24 protein-coding genes and 2 tRNA genes are annotated in these 21192 nt (G+C 35.2%); 8 read left to right on the forward strand and 18 right to left on the reverse strand.

From position 1 onward, the window contains the following. Nucleotides 1-19 precede the first annotated feature (19 nt). Both FGL31_RS16445 and FGL31_RS28215 read left to right on the forward strand, forming a co-directional pair. A complete protein-coding gene (locus FGL31_RS16445) occupies nucleotides 20-661 on the forward strand; it encodes an ATP-grasp domain-containing protein (protein WP_262709150.1) in 642 nt (213 codons plus the stop codon). Beyond that, a complete protein-coding gene (locus tag FGL31_RS28215) occupies nucleotides 609-1064 on the forward strand; it encodes an ATP-grasp domain-containing protein (protein WP_317131035.1) in 456 nt (151 codons plus the stop codon). Before FGL31_RS16445 ends, FGL31_RS28215 begins: the two co-directional genes overlap by 53 nt. Nucleotides 1065-1084: 20 nt before the next feature. Here FGL31_RS28215 and FGL31_RS26175 read toward each other — a convergent pair whose 3' ends face one another. The 3 genes from FGL31_RS26175 to FGL31_RS26185 all read right to left on the reverse strand — a co-directional run bounded on the left by FGL31_RS26175 (nucleotide 1085) and on the right by FGL31_RS26185 (nucleotide 2099). After that, a complete protein-coding gene (locus FGL31_RS26175; protein WP_232047205.1) occupies nucleotides 1085-1321 on the reverse strand; it encodes a hypothetical protein in 237 nt (78 codons plus the stop codon). Further along, on the reverse strand, nucleotides 1260-1544 hold the full coding sequence (locus tag FGL31_RS26180) for a YhjD/YihY/BrkB family envelope integrity protein (RefSeq protein WP_317131036.1): 285 nt from the start codon (nucleotides 1542-1544) through the stop codon (nucleotides 1260-1262). Before FGL31_RS26180 ends, FGL31_RS26175 begins: the two co-directional genes overlap by 62 nt. A gap of 180 nt (nucleotides 1545-1724) precedes the next feature. Then, complete coding sequence (locus FGL31_RS26185; RefSeq protein ID WP_232046856.1) at nucleotides 1725-2099, reverse strand: YihY/virulence factor BrkB family protein; 375 nt, start codon at nucleotides 2097-2099, stop codon at nucleotides 1725-1727. Between the two features lie 143 nt (nucleotides 2100-2242). Here FGL31_RS26185 and FGL31_RS22780 point away from each other — a divergent pair, with 143 nt between their 5' ends. Continuing rightward, entirely contained in the window at nucleotides 2243-2410 is a 168-nt protein-coding gene (locus FGL31_RS22780) for a hypothetical protein (protein ID WP_171017710.1), read from the forward strand. Between the two features lie 479 nt (nucleotides 2411-2889). Here the strand turns inward: FGL31_RS22780 and FGL31_RS29100 are convergent, their stop codons facing one another. The 8 genes from FGL31_RS29100 to FGL31_RS16475 form a co-directional block, all read right to left on the reverse strand. Then, nucleotides 2890-3087 (reverse strand): hypothetical protein, encoded by a 198-nt coding sequence (locus FGL31_RS29100; RefSeq protein ID WP_317131037.1) that lies wholly within the window; start codon nucleotides 3085-3087, stop codon nucleotides 2890-2892. Then, nucleotides 3075-6059, reverse strand: a complete 2985-nt coding sequence (locus FGL31_RS16455) for an efflux RND transporter permease subunit (RefSeq protein WP_317131038.1) — start codon at nucleotides 6057-6059, stop codon at nucleotides 3075-3077. Before FGL31_RS16455 ends, FGL31_RS29100 begins: the two co-directional genes overlap by 13 nt. Nucleotides 6060-6084: 25 nt before the next feature. Then, complete coding sequence (locus tag FGL31_RS26190; RefSeq protein WP_232046857.1) at nucleotides 6085-6342, reverse strand: permuted SH3 domain-containing protein; 258 nt, start codon at nucleotides 6340-6342, stop codon at nucleotides 6085-6087. Next, the gene (locus FGL31_RS16460) at nucleotides 6291-7142 is read right to left on the reverse strand and encodes an efflux RND transporter periplasmic adaptor subunit (protein ID WP_232046858.1); all 852 of its coding nucleotides are present in this window, start codon (nucleotides 7140-7142) and stop codon (nucleotides 6291-6293) included. Before FGL31_RS16460 ends, FGL31_RS26190 begins: the two co-directional genes overlap by 52 nt. Nucleotides 7143-7156: 14 nt before the next feature. Then, complete coding sequence (locus tag FGL31_RS23810) at nucleotides 7157-7912, reverse strand: TolC family protein (RefSeq protein WP_197734300.1); 756 nt, start codon at nucleotides 7910-7912, stop codon at nucleotides 7157-7159. Between the two features lie 131 nt (nucleotides 7913-8043). Further along, nucleotides 8044-8478 (reverse strand): TolC family protein, encoded by a 435-nt coding sequence (locus tag FGL31_RS23815; protein ID WP_197734301.1) that lies wholly within the window; start codon nucleotides 8476-8478, stop codon nucleotides 8044-8046. After that, the gene (locus FGL31_RS16470) at nucleotides 8479-9084 is read right to left on the reverse strand and encodes a TetR/AcrR family transcriptional regulator (RefSeq protein ID WP_138093022.1); all 606 of its coding nucleotides are present in this window, start codon (nucleotides 9082-9084) and stop codon (nucleotides 8479-8481) included. It abuts the gene before it with no gap. 150 nt (nucleotides 9085-9234) lie between these two features. Then, nucleotides 9235-9897: an NUDIX hydrolase gene (locus tag FGL31_RS16475; RefSeq protein WP_138093025.1), complete on the reverse strand. Its 663-nt coding sequence runs from the start codon at nucleotides 9895-9897 to the stop codon at nucleotides 9235-9237. A gap of 139 nt (nucleotides 9898-10036) precedes the next feature. Here FGL31_RS16475 and pfkA point away from each other — a divergent pair, with 139 nt between their 5' ends. Genes pfkA through gap form a run of 3 tightly spaced genes read left to right on the forward strand, consistent with a single transcriptional unit; the run spans nucleotide 10037 to nucleotide 12877 of the window. Further along, a complete protein-coding gene (pfkA, locus tag FGL31_RS16480) occupies nucleotides 10037-11020 on the forward strand; it encodes a 6-phosphofructokinase (protein ID WP_099372818.1) in 984 nt (327 codons plus the stop codon). Nucleotides 11021-11024: 4 nt separating this feature from the next. Continuing rightward, nucleotides 11025-11873, forward strand: a complete 849-nt coding sequence (locus FGL31_RS16485; RefSeq protein WP_099372817.1) for a BadF/BadG/BcrA/BcrD ATPase family protein — start codon at nucleotides 11025-11027, stop codon at nucleotides 11871-11873. Nucleotides 11874-11878: 5 nt separating this feature from the next. After that, nucleotides 11879-12877, forward strand: coding sequence for a type I glyceraldehyde-3-phosphate dehydrogenase (gap, locus tag FGL31_RS16490; protein WP_099372816.1), 999 nt, complete (start codon nucleotides 11879-11881; stop codon nucleotides 12875-12877). Nucleotides 12878-12941: 64 nt separating this feature from the next. Here the strand turns inward: gap and mnmA are convergent, their stop codons facing one another. Continuing rightward, nucleotides 12942-14042: a tRNA 2-thiouridine(34) synthase MnmA gene (gene mnmA, locus FGL31_RS16495; protein ID WP_138093028.1), complete on the reverse strand. Its 1101-nt coding sequence runs from the start codon at nucleotides 14040-14042 to the stop codon at nucleotides 12942-12944. Between the two features lie 185 nt (nucleotides 14043-14227). Here mnmA and FGL31_RS16500 point away from each other — a divergent pair. Continuing rightward, nucleotides 14228-14300: transfer RNA gene (locus tag FGL31_RS16500), tRNA-Phe, on the forward strand. A 42-nt stretch (nucleotides 14301-14342) separates the two neighbouring features. On the opposite strand, the gene FGL31_RS16505 is transcribed toward FGL31_RS16500, so the two are convergent. The 3 genes from FGL31_RS16505 to FGL31_RS16515 form a co-directional block, all read right to left on the reverse strand. Continuing rightward, nucleotides 14343-16370, reverse strand: coding sequence for a TonB-dependent receptor (locus FGL31_RS16505; protein ID WP_138093031.1), 2028 nt, complete (start codon nucleotides 16368-16370; stop codon nucleotides 14343-14345). Nucleotides 16371-16473: 103 nt separating this feature from the next. After that, nucleotides 16474-16884: a hypothetical protein gene (locus tag FGL31_RS16510; protein ID WP_138093034.1), complete on the reverse strand. Its 411-nt coding sequence runs from the start codon at nucleotides 16882-16884 to the stop codon at nucleotides 16474-16476. A 118-nt stretch (nucleotides 16885-17002) separates the two neighbouring features. Then, on the reverse strand, nucleotides 17003-17740 hold the full coding sequence (locus tag FGL31_RS16515) for a GLPGLI family protein (protein WP_138093037.1): 738 nt from the start codon (nucleotides 17738-17740) through the stop codon (nucleotides 17003-17005). A 460-nt stretch (nucleotides 17741-18200) separates the two neighbouring features. Between FGL31_RS16515 and FGL31_RS16520 the strand changes: the two genes are divergently transcribed. Then, a tRNA-Phe gene (locus FGL31_RS16520) sits at nucleotides 18201-18273 on the forward strand. A gap of 552 nt (nucleotides 18274-18825) precedes the next feature. On the opposite strand, the gene FGL31_RS16525 is transcribed toward FGL31_RS16520, so the two are convergent. From FGL31_RS16525 to FGL31_RS16535, 3 genes are read right to left on the reverse strand one after another with little or no spacing between them, the layout of a single operon-like run. Beyond that, complete coding sequence (locus FGL31_RS16525) at nucleotides 18826-19779, reverse strand: MBL fold metallo-hydrolase (RefSeq protein ID WP_138093039.1); 954 nt, start codon at nucleotides 19777-19779, stop codon at nucleotides 18826-18828. 4 nt (nucleotides 19780-19783) lie between these two features. After that, a complete protein-coding gene (gene coaE / locus FGL31_RS16530; RefSeq protein ID WP_138093043.1) occupies nucleotides 19784-20371 on the reverse strand; it encodes a dephospho-CoA kinase in 588 nt (195 codons plus the stop codon). Next, nucleotides 20371-21186 carry a YbbR-like domain-containing protein gene (locus FGL31_RS16535; RefSeq protein ID WP_232046859.1) on the reverse strand — a complete coding sequence of 272 codons (816 nt, stop codon included), beginning with the start codon at nucleotides 21184-21186 and terminating at the stop codon, nucleotides 20371-20373. The genes coaE and FGL31_RS16535 overlap by 1 nt, the downstream gene beginning before the upstream one ends. Nucleotides 21187-21192 lie beyond the last annotated feature (6 nt).

Here is a 21192-nt window from a genome sequence, read left to right on the forward strand (position 1 = left end):
AATATTACAAGATAGATATATGAAAATCGCAATCTTAATCAATCAATCTCATAAAGAAGAGGAAAGATTTACCACTACTATGCTCGCTTTAAAAGCCCTTGAGCGAGGGCATACGGTTTTGTACATCGGTTTGGCAGATTTTGTCTATGAAGATGAGCAATCTGTCTCTGCCCATTGCAGAGTCATCACTCCAGGCCACGGATTAACCAATGGAGCTGATTTTGTCAAATATCTCAAAGACGCTGAAAAAACATTAGTAGATCTAAATGAGGTGGACATACTTTGGTTGAGGTTTGACCCTACACTAGATATGATAAATAGACCTTGGGCAGCAGCAGCTGGGATTCAATTTGCACAATTGGTCAAAAAGAATGGCCGATTAGTAATCAATGACCCTGACTACCTCGTACAAGCCAACAACAAACTGTATCTCGAAAATTTCCCTAAATCTGTAAGACCAAAGACTTTGGTAACAAGAAGCCATGAAGATGTCCTTAGATTCTTGGAAGAACAGAAAGATAAGATCATATTGAAACCGTTGAAAGGATCGGGTGGGAAAAATGTTTTTATGATCGATTACAAAGAAAGGCAAAACCTAAAACAAAACAGTGGAAGCAATTTCGAGGGATGGGTATGTAATTGCTCAAGAATATTTACCTGAAGCTAAAAAAGGCGATATTCGCTTTTTTATGATGGATGGAGAACCACTAATTGTAGATGGTAAATATGCTGCTGTACGAAGGGTTCAAAAAGAAGATGAAATTAGAAGTAATATTCATCAAGGAGCAAAACCTGAAGAAGCGATCATTGATGATCAAATCCTTTCTCTTGTAAAAAAGGTATCTCAACAATTAAAAGATGATAATATGTATCTTGTTGGGCTGGATATAGTTGGGGATAAAATCATGGAAGTGAATGTTTTCAGCCCTGGAGCATTATTTCATGCAACCAAAATAACAGGTAAAGATTTTGCAAATGCTATTATTATTGATCTCGAAAACAAAGTCAAAGCATATTACAATAAAATAGGATTTGATCAGGGGTTGATTAATATCAATTTATGAATAAGGTCTACTTTTGAAAATTAAAGTAATTCAAAAGTGGACCTTTTCAATGTTGTTATTTTTTCTATTACCTTTTCTTCCTCTGTTAGAGGAGCTGGCGGAATCTCATTTACATTTCTTTCGATTTCTTTAAGCTCTACATGAACAGCATATTCTGAAGGCTCAATGCTGATACCATGATAAGTAGCATATTCTCTAGTAAAGATAGCCCCTAGATATAATATTGCAGCTGTATAATAAACCCATAAAAGAATCAAAACTATGGATGCTGCCGCTCCATATGTACTTTCTGTGTCTGAAGATTGAAGATAAAAAACCTATTCCAAACCGACCAATTGCAAAAAGAATAGCTGTAAATAAAGCTCCAGCTTTTACAGGTCTCCAATTGATATTAACATCTGGCAAAACCTTAAAAATAACTGCAAACAAAATAAATGTAATTCCAAATGTTAATAAGAAGTTTATGCCATCCATAAACATAAACTGTCATGTCTGGAAAGAAACGCAGTAGTCTATCAGTCATTGCTAGGATAATACCATTTACCACCAAGGTTACAACTAATAAGAAACCAAGTCCTATAATCAATGAAAGACGATAATAACCGATCCATAATCATTTTTAACCAGCCTTTCTTAGGTTTAGCTTTGACATGCCATATTTTATTGATAGAATTCTGCATGTCTCCAAAAACCGTTTGTGGCACCAATTATCAATGTGATGATACTCACTATCATTGCCAGATTGGATTTTCCAGATAAACTCAGGTTTTTAATAACATCTTGGATTTGTCTAGCTGCTGTGAGACCTACCAGTTCGTTTAACTCACCAAACAATTTCCCTTTGATCGCATCCTCACCATAGAAAATACCAGCTAAGGAAATCATAAGAACGAGGATTGGGCCAAGTGAGAATATAGTATAATAAGCTAATGAAGCACTATATTTCATGCTGTCTTCATTCATGAAGCCCATCACTGTATTTTTTAAAATATTGAAGGTGTCCTTAAAAAATCCTTTGCTTTCTTGTTTTTCCATATAAAAATTAAATCACTGTTGTGTAATTAACATAGTCCTTTTAAAAATGTTTGGAATAGCATTTAACAATCTTATTGAACTTTCTTCATAAAATATTGTTCTTACACCAATAACTATAAGAAATTTTAAATTCAAAACTTACTATGATGAGCAAACAAAAAGATGTCAAAAATCAAGATTTAGGAAGAGACGAAACTGGAAAACCAAGAGAAGAAAATGAAAAAGTTCAATCGGATACTGGTAAACGTCCTGAAGAAGACACTAATCCTCTTCCTCCAAATCCAAACAAAGTCGATGATCATGACGATTAATTATAACAGTAAAATGGCCTGGAATTTTTACCTTCCAGGCCAATTTATATAATAGTTAGTGTGTGATATGCGACTCATTAAAATCCTTAAAAACCTGTATAAATTTATCCTTTGGTTTTGATGATTTTCTTAATTACTAAGTACGGGAAAATTCACTTACGTTGAATTTATATTTCAAAAAAGTAAATTATAAATCCGTATACAACCTATCTACAAACATGCGTTTATCTAAGTTTAAACATAGATTTTCAGTTTAATTTATTAAATGTTTAACCAACAATATTTAATTGAATTTCCATTGATTTCTTTATTTTTATTATCAGATTAAGGCATAAATTATTGCCATTCTTTCTATAAAAAGTCATATAATAATTATTCTTACAGAATTTTTTGGTGAGAATTTCTTTGATTTTTATAAAATAAATAAAGGCCTGAGACGAATCCCAAGCCTTTTATATTTAGAAAATTAATTGTTCTTGTTAATTATGTTTTACATCCATTTCATCAATGTAATGTTCGTTCGGAACATAATCTGCTTCCATCATTGTAGCGTAATCAGTTTTTTGTTTCTTACCCCAACGACGTCCAAAACTGTCGAAGATTGAATAAACCACCGGTACCACTACTAATGTCAACAATAATGACGATAATAGACCTCCAATAATTACAATTGCCAACCTCTGTTGGTATCCGCACCATCTCCCGATGCCATTGCAATAGGAATCATACCAAACACCATGGCAATGGTAGTCATCAAGATTGGGCGCAAACGAGCATGGTTGGCAGCTACCAAAGCGTCATGTGTATTATCACCATGTTCTTTCCTATGATTAGCAAAGTCAACCAATAAGATTGCATTTTTCGCAACCAAACCAATCAACATAATAATACCTAGAATAGTGAAGATATTCAGAGTCTGGTTTGTCAATGCCAATAATAACAAGGCTCCGATAAATGATAGTGGAATTGAGAATAACACGACAAAAGGAGTCGAGAAACTATCATATAATGCCACCATAACCAAGTACACTAATAATACAGAAGCGATCAAAGCAATACCTAAGGTACCAAAACCTTCTTGTTGACTTTCCATATTACCACCCCAGATATAAACAACTCCTGGTTTACGCTCAAGTTTTGAGAATTCAGCTTCCCATTCCTGAGCTACAGTACCCATTGGCCTACCAACCACAGAACCTTGAACCGAAACAGCTGGTGATTTATCACGACGTTCCAATAACGTTGGACCTGAACCATATGATACAGTGGCAAATTGATCCAATGAAATTGTTGCTCCTTGGTTGTTGATAAACTTAAGGTTTCTTACGTTATTGATGTCCGCTCTACCGCTTTCTGAGAAACGGATATTGATATCGTACTCATTATCACCTGCACGGAATTTATTATCTGTATTTCCTGAGAATGCAGTCTGCATAGTCATACCAACAGTAGCTACATTAAGCCCCAAAGATGTCATCTTATCACGGTCAACTTGTACACGGATCTCAGGGTTACCATCTTCAGAAGTAAGCTTAACACCTGTAGCTCCAGGGATATTGCGCAATTGCTCCTCTGCTTTAATCGCAAATTGACGAGCATCTTCAATATCTGAACCTATCACCGTTAATTTTAATGGAGCTTGTTCTGCGCCCATTAAACCCATGTTCACCGCGGTAACCTTAGCTCCTACTAGTTTATTTTCCAATTCACGTTTCAACCTCGCTGAGTAAACTTTAGAACTTTCAGTATATGTATCTTTTAAGATTACGTGAATCTCTGATTTATATCTGGAACCAGCAGTAGACATTACCCCATCTGAGGATTGACCTACTGTAGTAATGATTCTCTCTACTTCAGGTTTTGATTCAATTACAGATTCTGCTTTTTGAGTTAAGAAGTTTGTTTTCTCTAAAGAAGCATCCTTCTCTAATTCCAACTGAATCATAAATTCACCTTTATCAGAAGCTGGGAAGAAATCGGTTCCGATAAATCCTAAACCAACTAAGAAGAATGAACCTATGAAAAGTGCTAATGCAATCAAAAGTGTCGAAAGCTTAGTCTTCCAGTTTTTCAAACACCATTCTAATATTCCAGTAATCCAGTGAGTAAACTTGGTCAAACCTGCCTCAAAACCATGAACGATTTTTCCAATAAATGATTTTGGATTGATATGTTCTATTTTACCGAAACGAGAATATAACCAAGGAACTACCGTAAAGGATACTAATAAAGACAATAAAGTCGAGATAATAACCGTAACACAGAACTGTGCTAGGATATTGGCAACCAACCCTGTTGACATAGCAATTGGCAAGAATACAACGACGATTACCAAAGTAATCGCTGACACAGTAAATCCAATTTCTTTTGCTCCATCATAGGCTGCACGAACTTTATTCTTACCCATCTCCATGTGACGGTGAATATTCTCAATTACAACGATAGCATCATCGACAAGGATACCCACAACCAATGACAATCCCAACAAAGACATCAAGTTTAGGGTATAGCCCATCAACAATAGACCAATAAAGGTTGCAATCAAGGAAAGTGGAATTGCTACCATGGTAATGGCCGCATTTCTTAAACTGTGCAAGAAGAACAACATGATAAAACCTACAAGGGCAATCGCAATGATCAAGTCATGCATTACGTTATTTGCCGCATTCAAGGTATAATCTGTTGAGTCGTTTGCAACCAAGATTTTTACATCATCGTCTTTATAATCAGTTTGAACCGTTTCAATTGTTTCTTTCACTAATTTTGAAACTTCTACTGCATTGGCATCTGATTGTTTGAATACCTGCAATAAGATTGTATTCTTACGATCTAAACGAGCGATTTTTTCAATTTCTTTAATACCATCCTGAACATCAGCAACATCTCTTAAAAAGATTGTAATCCCTGCAGGAGTCGTAATAGGAAGGTTTCTTAACTCTTCTACATCTACTACCTTACCTGCCAAACGAATCGTTGTTCTATTTTCCCTTGTGCTCACATTACCTGTAGGGAAATCTAAATTGGACTGAGCAATTACATTCTGTATTTGAGAAATAGAAATACCATATCCTTCAGCCTTTTCAGGGTCAACAGAAACCTGGATTTCACGTTCTTCACCCCCAACCATATCAACTTTCGCAACACCGCTTATACGTGCGAAAATAGGTTGGATTTTATTGTCCAATAGATCATATAATTCTTTCTCTGATTGGTTTGATGTAACCGCTAGACTCATGATAGCAATATCATCCAATGAGAATTTATTAAGAGATGGCGCTTCCACGTCATCCGGAAGGTCATTCAACACAGCGTTGATCTTCCGTTGTGCATCGGTGAGCAAGAAATTGACGTCGGCACCATCATTTAAGGTTACCATTACAATCGAAACGTTCTCTAACGATGTTGACTCAAGTTTCTTAATATTTTCCAAAGAGGATACAGCATCCTCGATTTTTTTCGTTACAGTACTCTCAACCTCTGAAGGTGAGGCACCAGGATACACTGTTTGAATGGTAATTACATTTACCTCAAACTTTGGTATCAGCTCATATCCTAATTGAGAATATGAGAATATCCCGCCTAAAGTCAATAGTATAAATAATACTATAATTAGACTTGGGCGTTTTATCGATATTTCAGTAATCTTCATTTTATAATTTCGTTCTTAGCAAATATTATTTGATGATCTCTACAGGAGAATTGTTGTATAGGTTGATTTGACCAGAAACGATCACTTGATCTCCAGGTTGCAAGCCACTGATAACCTCAATGTTATCACCAAAGCTTCTACCTGCAACTACTTCTGACTCTACCGCTTTACCATTTTTCAATACGAAAACTTTATTGTCTGAAATACTCCCTACGAATGCTGTTCTTGGAACTACCAATACGCTTGAAGTACCTTGGCCTCCAAATACTGCTGTACCATACATACCGGCACGAAGTTCATTGTTAGGATTGTTTGCATTTCAATTTCAACTGGGAAATTCAAACTACCATCAGACTTTGGAGCAATAAAAGTGATTCTACCTGAAAATTCTTTGTCTGGATATACACTTACTTGAACTTTAACTGATTGACCAACGCGCAAAGAAGCAACGTTTTTCTCATCAACATTTACTCTTAATTTTAAAGTACTTACATTGACTATATCGAATGCAGGCGTACCTGGACTAACATATGCTCCTGGCTCAATTTTACGTGAATTCACGATACCACCGACAGAAGTCTTGATAGTAACATCTCCTGCAGTTAGTTTCGCACTTTTCAAGTTGTTTTTGGCACTTTCAAATTGAAGACGCATTTGATCAACTTGTTGTTGCGTAACACCACCTGTTGAAAGCGCATTCTCATAACGTTGTAAATTCGCTTGTGCATTATCATAAGATGCTTGAGCATTTGCAACACTTACATTTAATTTGTCTCCTTCTACGACAGCCAAGGTCTGACCTGGAGAAACTCTCGATCCCTCATCCACTAATACGCGAACTACACGACCTCCAGTCTCAGCTGCAACAGTTACTTCTTGCTTAGGCATAAAGGTACCGTTGGCTAAATAATCTAAATTTAAATCGCTATTGATAGCAGTATCGATACGAACAGCAACAGCAGCATTTTTCTCAGCTACCGCAGCAGTATCTGCATCATTCTTAGCCTTATTTTTCTGTAGAATAAGGTAGATACCAGCTCCTGCAGCAAGGATAACAATTAGGGTAATTATTGTACGTTTCATTTATGTGGTTGTTATTATTCGTTTACTAATGATTTTAATTCTCCGTTTGCTTTGATCAACTGAATCTCAGCAATCTTATAGTTTAATAAAGATGTGTTCAGGTTATTTTCTGCCGTTGCCAATGCATTCTCAGCATCCAATAGTTCTGTTAAGGTTGCTAAACCATTTCTGTAGTTATTTTGGGTATCATCCAAAACATCTCTAGACAACTGAACATTTCTGCGGTTAGCATCTACAGTCAACAAACTGTTTTTTATCTGAGCTTTAGCGTTCTCATTTGCTAAGTTTAATCCTAGGCGCGCATCTTCGATATCAACTTCTAATTGTTTAATCTGAATGGTAGCCTGGTTTATCTTAGCTTTAGTAGAACCACCATTAAAAATTGGAATGCTTAAGTTTAATCCCAAACCTGATGTAGCAAACCAATTGAAATCATTTGATCCTGGGATTCCACTACCAAAACCTTGGTATCCTAAATCACCGCCAAACGATAGTGAAGGATAATAAGCTGCTTTCATACTTTTGCGATTTAACTCTAGTAGCTCAGCTTGTTTTTCCAATACTTTGATTTCAGTTCTACCTGACAGATCCATTGTAGTAGCAGCTGCCATTTCAGCTTTGATATTAAAAGTCTCAGCTGGCAATTCAATGTCAGTTTCAATCGGCATCCCGATTGCAAATTTCAAAGCATTTTCCTTTAATTCCAGAGCATTGACAACAATCTGTCTTTGTGCCTGAAGATTATTAATATTTACAATGATCCTGTCCAAATCTATCTGACGAGCAATTCCCGCCGTAACTAACCCCTCGATAACACTTTTTGTTTTATTTGTGTTCTCCAGGTTATTATCGATGGTCTCTAATTGTAATTGTGTTGTGTATACATCATAATATGCATTCGCTACTTTTCAATCAAAGACTCATCAGTCAACTGTGAATTGATCTGATAGAATTCACGTGTAGTTTTTGCCGCTTTCAATCCTGTAAATAAAGATTGATTGAAAATTTGCTGGTTTACGGAAATTCCTGCGGTTGAGTTCCAAGGCTGACCCATTTTAATATACTGTGTCTCGCCACCAAAATCAATTGGCATACTTGGAATGATCGCGTTATATTTGACATTTGCTGAAGCATTGACTTGTGGTAATGCTCCTGCCCTAACCTCGTCAATTTGATACTCAGAATTTTCAAGGTCAAGCTTTGCCTTTTTGGCTTCCGCTTTATTCTCTAATGCAAATTTCACCGCCTCCTGAAGAGTTAAGGTTTCTTGTGCATGTAACAATGATCCTGACAGCATACCTGCCACCATAAGGGCCATAAGTTTAGTTCTATTCATTTATTTATTGCTAGCTATTCGTGCTTCGAAAATTAATTTTAACGCTCTTTTTTGACTCTCTAGAATCATATCCACATTGGACTCATTCGGAATACCAGTGATTACATCTGAGATGGTATGAATAATGCCCAATCCCTTTTGGATCTCAACAATGGTACAGGCACATGATTCAATATCATCCATCATTAACTCACCTCGATCAACAGACTTTTGATATAAAACCTTCATTAAGGAAACATCCCGCTTATAAAAATCCTGCATAACTTCATTGATATCTAAGCCTTTTATCCAATCCAGATTTTCACAGATATGCAGAACATAATATTTACGAGTATACTCCGAACGGTATTCCAAAATCTCATACATAGTTTTCATGAGATCACCAGAATAATTCTCCACAATTTCCTTCTCTCCTGCATAAACATCATTGGCAAGTTTTATTAATACATCAACAATAAGTGTTGACTTATCTGGATAGTAGTAATATAAATTTGCTTTAGTAATTCGCAGATCATCCGCAATCTCATTCATCGTGGTTTTGTGAAAACCAAATTGTGAGAAGCGCTTTAGCGCTGCGTCAATGATTTGATCCTTACGATTCTCCATTTTTTACCTTTTTTTATTTTTGACTTTTTCTAAAAATTGTTCAAAAGTAAAGAATAGAAATTAAATAATATCATCCCTTTGTCAAAAAAGTGACGCTTAACACTTTTTTAACGGAATGATATCAGTTAGATAATCTGAAAAGAAAGTATTTTATTCCTGACTGAAAGTTTTGTGGAATTTCTTTTTATCGAAAGAATATAATTTGGCTGCACGGTAAGATACTCCTTTCTGAAATTCATTCAGTTCCTTAAGGTAACCTAGGTTGTTGATTTTCTTCCGGAAATTCCTTTTATCGAGTTGCTTGTTCAGTAGAGCTTCGTACACTTGCTGCAATTGAGTTAGAGTGAACTTTGCAGGCAATAATTCATAAGGTGTTGTCGAATATGTAACTGTTTTTTTGAGCCTGTCAAGACTCAGCTCTATAATATCCTTATGGTCAAATGCGAGATCTGGCAACTCTGTTACAGGAAACCATTTCAATTGTCGCATATAATTGGACCCTGAAAAGATCTTATTTTTCACTTCTTCCATCTGCACAAGAGCAAGATAAGCAACAGTTAAGATCCTCCCTTCTGGATGTCTTTTCACCCCGGCAAATGCTGCCAGCTGATCCATATAAATATCTTTTAACCCTGTCATTTCAAATAAGATACGAGCAACGGCATCTTCCATTTCTTCATACTTATTCACAAAATAGCCGGGCAAAGCCCACCAATCCTTATAAGGATATTCATTCCTTTCTGCCAATAATACTTTTAATTGGCCCTCATCAAATGTAAGAATGACGCAATCTATGGTAAAATGTGTCTGCAAAATTTAAATTTATTTATATTGATCAATTGTTTCGTGAAAACCTCAACAATAATAACAATTACACAAACAAATTACCAAAAAAATTTAATAGTGTAAGAAATACACATTATATTCGTAAAACAAAAATACGAAAGACCTAATGAACAAGATACGAAGGATTGGCGTTTATACATCAGGTGGCGATGCCCCAGGGATGAATGCTGCCATTCGCGCAGTAGTTCGTACAGCACTGTTTAATGACTTAAAAGTAACCGGTATATTTAGAGGATATGAAGGAATGATCGAGGGTGATTTTACCGAAATGGTAAGTCGATCCGTAAGTTCCATCCTACAAAAAGGTGGAACCATCCTAAAATCAGCTCGCTGTCCCGAATTTAGAACTCCCGAAGGCCGTAAAAAAGCCTATGAAAATGTTAGAAAAGCAGGAATTGACGCTTTAGTTGCTATTGGCGGAGATGGTACCTTCACAGGTGCAGAAATCTTCTCCCAAGAATATGATATCCCAGTGATGTGTATTCCAGGTACAATCGACAATGACCTCTATGGAACCGACTATACACTAGGATTTGACACGGCCAACAATACAGTTATTGACGCCATTGATAAAATCAAAGATACAGCAGCTTCCCACAATCGACTTTTCTTTGTCGAAGTAATGGGAAGAGATTCAGGATGTATAGCCTTGAATGCTGGAGTTGCAGGTGGTGCTGAAGCTATTATGCTTCCGGAAAAAGAAACGGCTATTGATGAATTGATCGAAATGCTTGAAGTAGCAAAAGATAGAAACAAAACTTCAATGATCGTAATCATCGCTGAAGGTGATAAAAATGGCGGTGCTTACAATGTCGCGAAACGTGTGGAAGAAAAATTTGATTTTTATGACACAAAAGTTAGTATATTAGGACATTTACAGCGTGGAGGGTCCCCAAGTAGCTTTGACCGAGTACTTGCAACCCGTATGGGATACTTCGCGGTCAATGAACTAGTAAAAGGCAATAGAAGTGCAACTGTGGGTATCCGTGGAAGCAAAATGGTAGCTACAAGTCTTGAAGAAGCTTTGCGTGGCAAAGAATTCAAACTGGACGAAGAGTTGGTCACTATTGCAGAAGTAATGAACATTTAAACTTATGATTGCAGTCGTATTTAGTGGATCAAGATACGCCGATTGGCGACTTGCCGAAAAAGGAAGAGTCCTACATGGATTCAGAACTTCCGGCATAAACCCCTATATACAAGATGAAAGATTTATCTTTCAACTCCTGAACAAAAACACCCAACTCATCAATAATGCCGAAAGAATCCGTAAAATTTATTTTTTCGGAGCCGGAGCATCATCCAAAGAAAGACAAGAAAAAATTGAAAAAGTATTTTCTCAATTCTTTAAAAATGCAAAAGTCAAAGTATCACATGATATGCTGGCTTCTGCAATTTCAACTTTCGGAAATGAAAAAGGCATCATCGGAATAATTGGCAGTGGCTCAAATGCAGCCTATTACAACGGTAGAAAGATTGTCGATAACAACTATGGATTGGGATACATTTTAGCAGATGAAGCTTCAACGAATTGGCAAGCACGCCAGATATTGAAAGACTTCCTGACTGAATCAATGCCACAGGGTTTCCGGGAAAAACTTTTGCACAAACATAATATGGATCGAAAGACCATATTGGACAAAACATATAATACCCCGAACCCGAACATCTTTTTAACTTCTTTTGCGGACTTTATCCTTGAAAACAAAGATGATCCCTACATGGAAGGGATTATCAGGAAAGGACTGGAAACATATGTTAAAACTTATCTTATACCGCTTTCAGAAACCTATCCGGACTCAACATTGAATTTCACAGGTTCTGTGGCTAACAACTATGCTGATTGGCTCCGGGAAATTGCAAAAGAGAACCATTTGGCAGTGGGAACCATTATAAGAGAACCTGTACAGAATCTTGTAAAATATTTTATAAATAAAAATTAGTAAAAATGAAAATTGGAATTAACGGATTTGGCCGTATTGGCCGTTTAGCATTCAGAGCTGCTGTAAAACGCAGTGATATTGAGGTAGTAGGGATCAATGACTTAGTTGAGCCTGATTACTTAGCTTATATGTTAAAATACGATTCAACTCACGGTCAATTTGACGGTACAGTTGAAGTTAAAGACGGAAACTTAATCGTAAATGGCAAAACAATTCGCGTAACAGCTGAAAAAGACCCTGCAAACCTAAAATGGGATGAAGTAGGTGCTGAAGTAGTTATCGAATCTACAGGTTTCTTCTTGACTCAAGAATTAGCTCAAAAACATATCGATGCTGGTGCGAAAAAAGTAATCATGTCTGCTCCTGCCAAAGATGATACTCCTACATTCGTAATGGGTGTAAACAACAAAGAATTAAAACCAGAGTACAATATCGTTTCTAACGCTTCTTGTACTACAAACTGTCTTGCTCCTATTGCTAAAGTTTTGAATGACAAATTCGGAATCGTAGAAGGATTGATGACTACAGTACATGCTGTTACTGCAACACAAAAAACTGTTGACGGTCCTTCAGTAAAAGACTGGAGAGGTGGTCGTGGTGCTTACCAAAACATCATCCCTTCTTCTACTGGCGCAGCAAAAGCAGTAGGTCTAGTATTACCTGAATTAAAAGGTAAATTGACTGGTATGTCTCTACGTGTTCCTACAGCTGACGTTTCAGTAGTTGACTTAACAGTACGTCTTGAAAAAGGTGCTTCTTACGAAGAAATCAAAAAAGCTATGAAAGAAGCTTCAGAAGGTGAATTGAAAGGTATCTTAGGATATACTGAAGATGACGTAGTTTCTACAGATTTCTTAGGAGATGCTCGTACATCTATCTTCGATGCTAAAGCTGGTATTTCTTTGAATGATAACTTCGTGAAAGTTGTATCTTGGTATGACAACGAATGGGGTTACTCAAACAAAATCATTGACTTAGCTCAAGAAGTTGGTAAATTATCTTAATTGATATTCAATTCATAAAAAAAGGCGATGTATTTTTACATCGCCTTTTTATATATTTAATTTTCTATTTCTCTTCTTTCATTAAGAAACCACCACCTATCAAATCATCACCTTCATAAAAAACGGCAGATTGACCTGGAGCAATACCTTTTACATTATGTACGAAATCCACTTGCATAATATCTCCGTGTTGAGTCAAGGTAGAAATAGCCCCAGAATCTTTATAGCGGATCTTGGTAATTGCTTCCATAGGTTCTTCAAGAGAAGCATATTTAACCAAATTGATATTTTTTACTAATGCCTTACTGCGTTCCAATTCGTGCTCTTCTCCCAACACTACTGAATTTGACTCAGGTAGAATTTGGATTACAAACATGGGCTTTCCTAAAGCTATCCCTAATCCTCTGCGCTGTCCAATCGTAAAGTACGGATACCCGATATGTTGACCTACTACTGTTCCATCTGAAAGGATAAAGTTCCCTGGTCCGATCTCCTCATCAAGCGAAGGACGTTTATGACGTAAGAATGAACGATAATCGTTATCAGGCACAAAACAGATTTCATAGCTCTCCGATTTATTTGCCAATTCTTTCTGCCCCATATCCAAGGCCATTTGACGGATTTCCTTCTTGGTGAAACTTCCCAAAGGAAATTGTGTCCTAGCTAAATTTTCTTGTGACACTCCCCATAGTACATAGGATTGATCTTTATTTTCGTCCTTCCCTTTAGAAATGACGTGACGACCATTATCATGCAATCTAATATTAGCATAATGGCCGGTTGCAATAAATTCACAGTCCAACTTATCAGCGCGTTTCATCAATGCCTCCCACTTGATATGGGTATTGCACAGAACGCATGGATTCGGAGTTCTTCCGGCAATATATTCATCCACAAAATTATCGATCACATAATCTCCAAACTCAGAACGAATATCTAGGATATAATGCGGAAAACCATAGTTCACAGCCAATGTCCTTGCGTCATTGATACTGTCCAAACTACAACATCCCGTTTCCTTTGAAGAGCCGCCGGAACTAGCATAATCCCATGTTTTCATCGTGATGCCGATGACCTCATATCCTTGTTCGTGTAGCATGACAGCAGCAACGGAGCTATCAACTCCCCCACTCATCGCTACCAAAACTCTTCCTTTTTTACTCATAGTATTTTATTGAAGTGCAAAGATACCGTTATTTGCCCATTCCCAATGTTTATTTGATGTAATTTTATCTCAATCAAAATCAAGACTTTGAATAAAACCTCAAAAATAATTCCTGCAAAAGTTTTAGAATTCGAAAAAGGACGGTATATTTGCATCGCAAGTTCGGTAACGGATCTGCAAAATAAGGTGCCATAGCTCAGTTGGTAGAGCAAAGGACTGAAAATCCTTGTGTCGCTGGTTCGAATCCAGCTGGCACCACCCGAAAGCCCATCCCTCGATGGGCTTTTTTTATGAAAAAAATTAAAGCTTATATCTTAACCCTATCAAGAGCTGTCGTGGAAGGATCATAGTTTGATTAATAGAGGTACTCAGTTCATTTTGAAAATTCCTAACTTGAAACTTATTACCAGTAATATTGAGTGCATCAACAAAAAAATCATAAGATTTACTTTTAGGTGAGTAAGTAATTCGAGTATTAACATTGTTGAATATCAAATTTGAAGAATTATCAGACCCTTTATTATGAACATATTGATAATCTGCCTTTATATTCCACGCCTTCAACATGGAATAATCAAAGTTCATATTCAAGAGCTTATTCTGCAATTTAGACTTTATATTCCCATCATACCGGATAAATGAATTTTCATAACTTAAGGTCATTTTAGGCAACCTTTTTCCTGAAATCTTTAATCCAATCTTGCAAGAATTACTATATTGATTAGTCATAATTTCAGATTCATTAATCGCTTGGATAAAATTGGAAATATTGGATGATAAAATTACAAATGGTGAAATATACCTCCAGGTCCTTTCTCCAAATAATGAAATATTAAAGTTATATTCTGGACTGTTTTGTATAAATGATTGTAAAATTTGACTGTGATTTTCTATCAAGCCTTTGTATGAAAATAAATTATTCCTTTTTGTAAAATATGCATAAGCCCAAATATTATATTTTTCATAATTAAAACTTCGGAAACTAGTTGAAAAGGTATGAAATCTTTCAGTGGACAATACAGGCAATCCTCTATATAGAGTATTAAAAGAAATTAAATCAAAACTATTATTTATATGCCTTAATCGGGGGTATGAAAAATCATATTGATATGATAAATTCAGACGCTTAACTTCCGAAAACTTGTATTCAATATCTATTTTTGGATTAAAAATCCAATCGCTTGAGGATTTTTCACCACCTATTTGGCTAAAATCATGTTTCAGCACAGATTGTTGCATAAGTGCTTTTAAAATAAAAGAGTCCCATTCAAATTTATAATGCAAGCCAAATGATAAGTCTAATTGTGTATAATGAATATTATTACCAAAACCATATTTTCTTAAATCCTCATGTGTAATGTGCATTAATTCATAATGATCATCTAAAACTGAATTCAAATAGTTAATATGAAAGATGGGTGAAAACTGATGCCTCCGATTGAGTTGGTAATAATATTGAGTTTTTTTAGTCAAATTATGTGTCAAAAGTTCCTTTCCTCTTAAAAAATTATAAAATTCTGAATTGCTTTCAGGAATTAGTGTTTTGAATAGAAAATCATCTGTAAAAACATTTTGATCCATCATTTCTGATTTCATAGCATAATAAATCTCACTTTTAATGGAATTTTGAGGATTGATCTTCTTATTCCATTCAAGGTTATTTTGCCAAGAAATAGGTAGACTTTTATTTCTAGATTCAGAATCAATAGCTTTAAGATTTAAAATTGAAGAAAAAGAATCTTCCATTTTCAAACTATTTAATGACACAATACCCCTAAAGACCCAAACTTCAAAATCTGATGGTTTATATTCTAATCTAGCATTTAACAAAGTTGAATAATTATTGTTATGAACGGAGGAATTACGGTATTCAATGGTTTCTGAAAACAAATAATTCAATTCATTCTTTATATTATCAATGCTCTTTATCTTATTAAAAATCCCAAAAATTGTTAGGTCCAAATTACTGTTCCAAGTTTTCTGAAAATTTCCCGCTGCAAACTGTTGATTTAATGATAAGTGATCACGATTTACTTTTGTCATTTCCATCAAGCCCTCACTTTGTATTGGTGACCTATCTGAAAAGGACTTAATTCCTCCCTGAAAATGAATTAAGTCCATAAAGGAGAATATTTCTTTCCCAGTATTATTCCAATCAGTGATGAATTGAAAACTATGTTCTGGTTTATATAAAAATAATGTTGCATGTGCTGCATATGCTTTTTCGAATCCACCAGCGACTTCAACATCTCCAAAAAAAAGATTCTTGTGAGATTCCTTCAAAATCACATTCATCCCTAAATCATCTGAGGCAATGATATCTTTCATAAAATCTATTTCTGAAAAATGACTAATCATCTCAATTTTAGAAATTGCATCAGAAGGAATGTTCTCAATTGCTAATCTCGTATTTCCACCAAAAAATGATTTATTATCCCACTTGTGTACTAGTTACTGCAGAACCTTGAAATTTTACTTTTCCATCTTCTACGCTGAAGCCTGGTAAATTCTTCAATATATCTTGCAATTTTCGTTCAGACCCATCAATAAATGCTAAAACATCAAAAACTATCGTATCCTTTTTTATAATAATTGGTTCATAATTATATTTAATGTAAACCTCTTCAATTTTCACCTCTCCTCTTAATTGTACACTTAGATCGACATCATCTTTTCCGTCAAATGAAGTTTGATATTTTTCTAAACCTAAATAACTGATAGTAATTGTTCCCTTAGTATGTTTTTCGATTTCTATGGAAAATCTTCCTTGCTGGTTAGACTTGCTAAACAATGTTGATTTATCAGGATCCTCAAATTCTATGATGACACTTGCAAGTTCCAAAGGGTTATTTAGACTATCTGAAACAAAGCCTGATAGGAGTATTTTTTCACTTTGAGCTTATGTAACTAGTGGAAAAAACAACGCTAAAAGGAAACCGAACAGTCTCAATAAATTATTTTTAATTAAACTTAGATAATTGATTTATTAACTCTTCTTCAGTATAAGAACTTAATGAAGGCATTGGAATTAATTTCACATCATTTTTGAAATGAATGCTTTTCAAACCATATAAATATTTATTGGTTTGTACTTCTAGTATTATCCCTGGCAGACCGCCAAATTCAGCCGGACCAATTGAAACTGGAATATCTGGACAAAACCACGCAATCATGGGAATAGAGAATGTCTTCTTGCCCCTCTTGTATATCAAGGTTTTTGTTGCTTTATAACAAACAAATTTGTCGATATTCTTTTTTTCAGAGGTTATTTTCCATTTTGGATCATCTAAATAAGATTTTAGAAGAACAGGGTTTTTATGTTCAAAATCTTTATAGGTTTTGCTGTAAGCAATTTTATCTTTCTGCCAGATAGTATCTGAATAACCATATTGAATCGCAGCAAGAGAAACGCTTCTTTCAGAAAATTTTTGAAGTTCTTTTGTATCAGTTAGAGTAAATTGTGAATTACTTTTTTCAAATTCTAAGAGAAATACAAAACTCTCAGAAATCTTATCTCCAAATGGTTCTAAATCCCTTACTAAATTAGAAGTTTTATCACTCGACTGATCAGAGATAGGTTTAACAATATAATATGCATAACCGGAAAATTTATTTTGTTTAATATGCTCTTTGCGTAGAATAAAAGGAATTAATAAAACAGAGAATAGTACCGTGTAGAGAATGTTGATATTAATCATAATTAATTAGGCGAAATAAAGATTCTAAAGTTTATAATTTGAGGACATTCATTACCAAAAAACTAGAGTATAAGTTCACATCTGAGACATCATAATATTACCTCTAAATACATATTTTTAAACAAATAGAATTTTAAAGAATTACTGAATTGGTTGTTATTTCTTTATTAAATTATTTTTTATTTTAAATGTAATTATATTTATTATAGAAATCAAATACATAACAAATAGGCCTATTTCGAATTGGATATGCCTAATAAATGCTTATTTATTGTAACATACAAGATTGTTTTAAAGAGTTTAATATTTCACTTTTAAATTTTATTCCCGTGAAAATAACCTCTTTACATGCTCTAAACAAAGTTTTATTTGCATATGATTATTGTTTTCTTACCTTTGTACCGTTGTCAAGCAAATAGCGAGATAACTGACCTGATAAGAACAGAATAAAATCTTAAAAGGTGCCATAGCTCAGTTGGTAGAGCAAAGGACTGAAAATCCTTGTGTCGCTGGTTCGAATCCAGCTGGCACCACAAAAAAGCCCATCGTTTGATGGGCTTTTTTATTGCTGATTTCTTTAAATAAATTCCTATTATCACTCCTTGAATTTCCCACAAAACCGCTTAAATAAAATTTATAGCATTGAATAACAGTCGATTATCTCAAACACTCGACAATACCTTAAAATACCACAAAATAGGTATACATTATTTCAATTTTCATGTATAAATTAGACAAATAAAACCAAGAAATTTATTAACCGAATTTCACTAATGACGTTTCAAAATTTTTATCATAATGGAAGTGCTGTGTTCCCTACACAAAATCTTCATCTGAGCCGTTCTGGCTTTTGTTAAACAAGTATGGCTAGATATATATCTAGCCATAATTTTTTATCTTCTTATCGATCTATAATTTACTAGCCTAAATAGCCTAGCAAATAATAAATAATAATAAATACTACAATTGTACCGAAGCAACCAAGCCCCATTTTCTTGGCTCCCCAGCCTGCAATTAGTGCTCTAAAAAACTTGTTCATATCTTTTATCCAAATTGATTTTCATACCTATCAACAATAATCTGGCCTAAAAGTTTGGCTTTGGATATCCACGAATTGTAATTTGTTCAGCAAAATAATCATGTAATAACCGTCCATCTCCGTGTAATGTCCAGATTGCCTTAGGTTTAACACGATCAATAAAATATAGAATATCTTGCCAATCAACATGGTCAGAAAGATATAAGCTAATATCATTTTGAGCTTGCAATCTCTCCCAACCTGATGCAAAAGCCTTTAGAACATTCTTAGCTCTTCTATAACTGTTGAATGTCAATGGAGGAACCAAGTAAATCTTATTTTCACCGGGATCTTTCATCGATTTACGATTATAAGCCTCATATTTCATTGGAATATCTATAAATTGATCATAAATTCTATGAATCGGCATAATCTGATAATGCAATAATACTTCTTTATGTGGAAGGTGCTGGTTTATCATCGCTGTTATCCGTTGTGCCTTTCCTAAGGCATAGCACCCAAGTAAGATATTGCTCTTAACATCCAATTTTAGTATTTCCGACACTGGATCCGGATGTTTAGTATTGGGATTGGCAAATGTTGTTTCGGTGATTAAAACTTCAGCCTCAATAAACTCCAACGGTTCACAGGTAGAATCTTCCTGCAACTTGTAATCGCCAGTATAAAGATACCTAACTCCTTTATAAACCATGAGGATCTGTGCACTGCCCAAGATATGACCAGCTGGATAGAAATAAATATCAACTCCATTAATCTGAAAAAATTCTCCAAAATCTTTGATTTGGAAGGATTCTACAGGTTGCTTATTGTACCTGTATTTCATTATCGATGCTGTTCCTTGGGTACTGTAAATATTTTTGTGACCTGGTGAAGCATGGTCACCATGGGCATGTGATACTACAGCATGCTTAACAGGATATAATGGATCAATATAGAAATCACCGTAAGTACAGTAATAGCCCTTATCTCTCTTGACTAAAAAATCTTCAATTATATGCATCAAATTACTTTGAAATAAATCTTTGATGCAGATCCATAACCTGTTCAATTAAGCTATGTTCATCATCATTATATATAATAAAATCACAAAGCTCTTCTTTCTCCTTTTCAGGCATCTGCTTTCCAATTCTTCTCATCACTTCTTCCCTATCCACGCGATCTCTTTCCATAACTCGTTCAATTCTAACTTCCAACGGGGAGCTTACCAGAATATTAAAATCCAAAGACTTGTATGAGCCACTTTCAAATAAAAGCGCCGCTTCCTTGACACTATAAATTGAAGTCTGAGCTGCTGCCCAATCCTCCCCATCTTTGATAACAGCAGGATGAACAATGGCATTTAACTTTTTGAGTTCTTCAGAATCCGAAAACACTTGACGACTCAACCATTCCCTATTCAAACTTCCATCCTCAAAATAAGTCTCACTCCCAAAAGTAGATATCAATGAACCTCGAACCGCGTCATTTTTTACCATGATGTCTTTCGCTTCCTTATCAGCATCATAAGTAGGAATCCCCAATACCTTGAAAATCCTGGTTACAACACTCTTGCCAACGCCAATACCTCCGGTAATTCCAATTTTCAATCCCATTATCTTCTTACAAAAAAATCAACATTCTGTGGCTCAACACTCAAAACCTTCACATAATCAGGCATCTTTGTGATGATAACCGGTAAACTTGAAACTTTATGGTCCTTCCAGGAATCCAGGTCAACTACAGCTTCAAAATCCCTTGATGTATATTTATTAAAGTCCTTAACAGCAAGCAGAACCGTAGCCTTAACTTTACTAGGCAAAACTCGGACAGATGTATAACCTTTACTATTTTCAACCTTAATTGGTAATTCTATAACTTTTTCTGTGATCTCACCTACAGGAATAATGACTTCAGCGAAGGTTGGATAGATTGTTATGTTAGTACGTTGTTGTTTGTTCAGATAAGCCACAGTTCGTACATCAGTATTTACATCTTTGCCTTTTATAGTATCAGTCTCTAAATATTCAATACTCGCTACATCTTCTAACGGACCAGTGATTGTAACATATTCTGGAGTGGTCCGTGTAGCACCAATGACTCCATATTGACGTTGAAAAGTAAGATTTTCAACAGCTTTTACTGGGATTTTACGTTGGGTCTGTTTAGAAAAATCAAAGTATAATGTGTCCGGAGAAACTCCTGTCACTTGTTTGTCGGTAGGAAATTGTCTATTTATAAAGCCTATCTGATTTCCGAAGACGATGAAATTCCTAGATTTCAGTCCAGAAAGGTCGACTTGTATCTTTGCAGTATCGGGATGCAGTCTTTCCATAAACATCTTCCATCCGGACATCTTGATTTTAACAGAAACAGTATCGGATTGCAGAGGGTGAAAAGCCTTGTTTTCTGGCAAATTAACATAGGTCATGCTTGC

The organism is Sphingobacterium daejeonense (assembly GCF_901472535.1).
Classification (GTDB): Bacteria; Bacteroidota; Bacteroidia; order Sphingobacteriales; family Sphingobacteriaceae; genus Sphingobacterium; species Sphingobacterium daejeonense.

Bases quoted from the DNA above. Each gene is read 5' to 3' on its own strand.
- FGL31_RS16445 (WP_262709150.1), top strand. From the start codon at position 20: ATGAAAATCGCAATCTTAATCAATCAATCTCATAAAGAAGAGGAAAGA.
- mnmA (WP_138093028.1), bottom strand. From the start codon at position 14,042: ATGAGTAAAAAAGGAAGAGTTTTGGTAGCGATGAGTGGGGGAGTTGAT.
- FGL31_RS16455 (WP_317131038.1), bottom strand. From the start codon at position 6,059: ATGAAGATTACTGAAATATCGATAAAACGCCCAAGTCTAATTATAGTA.
- coaE (WP_138093043.1), bottom strand. From the start codon at position 20,371: ATGGGATTGAAAATTGGAATTACCGGAGGTATTGGCGTTGGCAAGAGT.
- FGL31_RS16535 (WP_232046859.1), bottom strand. From the start codon at position 21,186: ATGACCTATGTTAATTTGCCAGAAAACAAGGCTTTTCACCCTCTGCAA.
- pfkA (WP_099372818.1), top strand. From the start codon at position 10,037: ATGAACAAGATACGAAGGATTGGCGTTTATACATCAGGTGGCGATGCC.
- FGL31_RS26190 (WP_232046857.1), bottom strand. From the start codon at position 6,342: ATGTATGGTACAGCAGTATTTGGAGGCCAAGGTACTTCAAGCGTATTG.
- FGL31_RS16485 (WP_099372817.1), top strand. From the start codon at position 11,025: ATGATTGCAGTCGTATTTAGTGGATCAAGATACGCCGATTGGCGACTT.
- FGL31_RS16470 (WP_138093022.1), bottom strand. From the start codon at position 9,084: ATGGAGAATCGTAAGGATCAAATCATTGACGCAGCGCTAAAGCGCTTC.
- FGL31_RS16525 (WP_138093039.1), bottom strand. From the start codon at position 19,779: ATGCATATAATTGAAGATTTTTTAGTCAAGAGAGATAAGGGCTATTAC.
- FGL31_RS16515 (WP_138093037.1), bottom strand. From the start codon at position 17,740: ATGATTAATATCAACATTCTCTACACGGTACTATTCTCTGTTTTATTA.
- FGL31_RS23815 (WP_197734301.1), bottom strand. From the start codon at position 8,478: ATGAATAGAACTAAACTTATGGCCCTTATGGTGGCAGGTATGCTGTCA.
- FGL31_RS26180 (WP_317131036.1), bottom strand. From the start codon at position 1,544: ATGTTTATGGATGGCATAAACTTCTTATTAACATTTGGAATTACATTT.
- gap (WP_099372816.1), top strand. From the start codon at position 11,879: ATGAAAATTGGAATTAACGGATTTGGCCGTATTGGCCGTTTAGCATTC.
- FGL31_RS16505 (WP_138093031.1), bottom strand. From the start codon at position 16,370: ATGAAAGATATCATTGCCTCAGATGATTTAGGGATGAATGTGATTTTG.
- FGL31_RS16460 (WP_232046858.1), bottom strand. From the start codon at position 7,142: ATGAAACGTACAATAATTACCCTAATTGTTATCCTTGCTGCAGGAGCT.
- FGL31_RS22780 (WP_171017710.1), top strand. From the start codon at position 2,243: ATGATGAGCAAACAAAAAGATGTCAAAAATCAAGATTTAGGAAGAGAC.
- FGL31_RS26185 (WP_232046856.1), bottom strand. From the start codon at position 2,099: ATGGAAAAACAAGAAAGCAAAGGATTTTTTAAGGACACCTTCAATATT.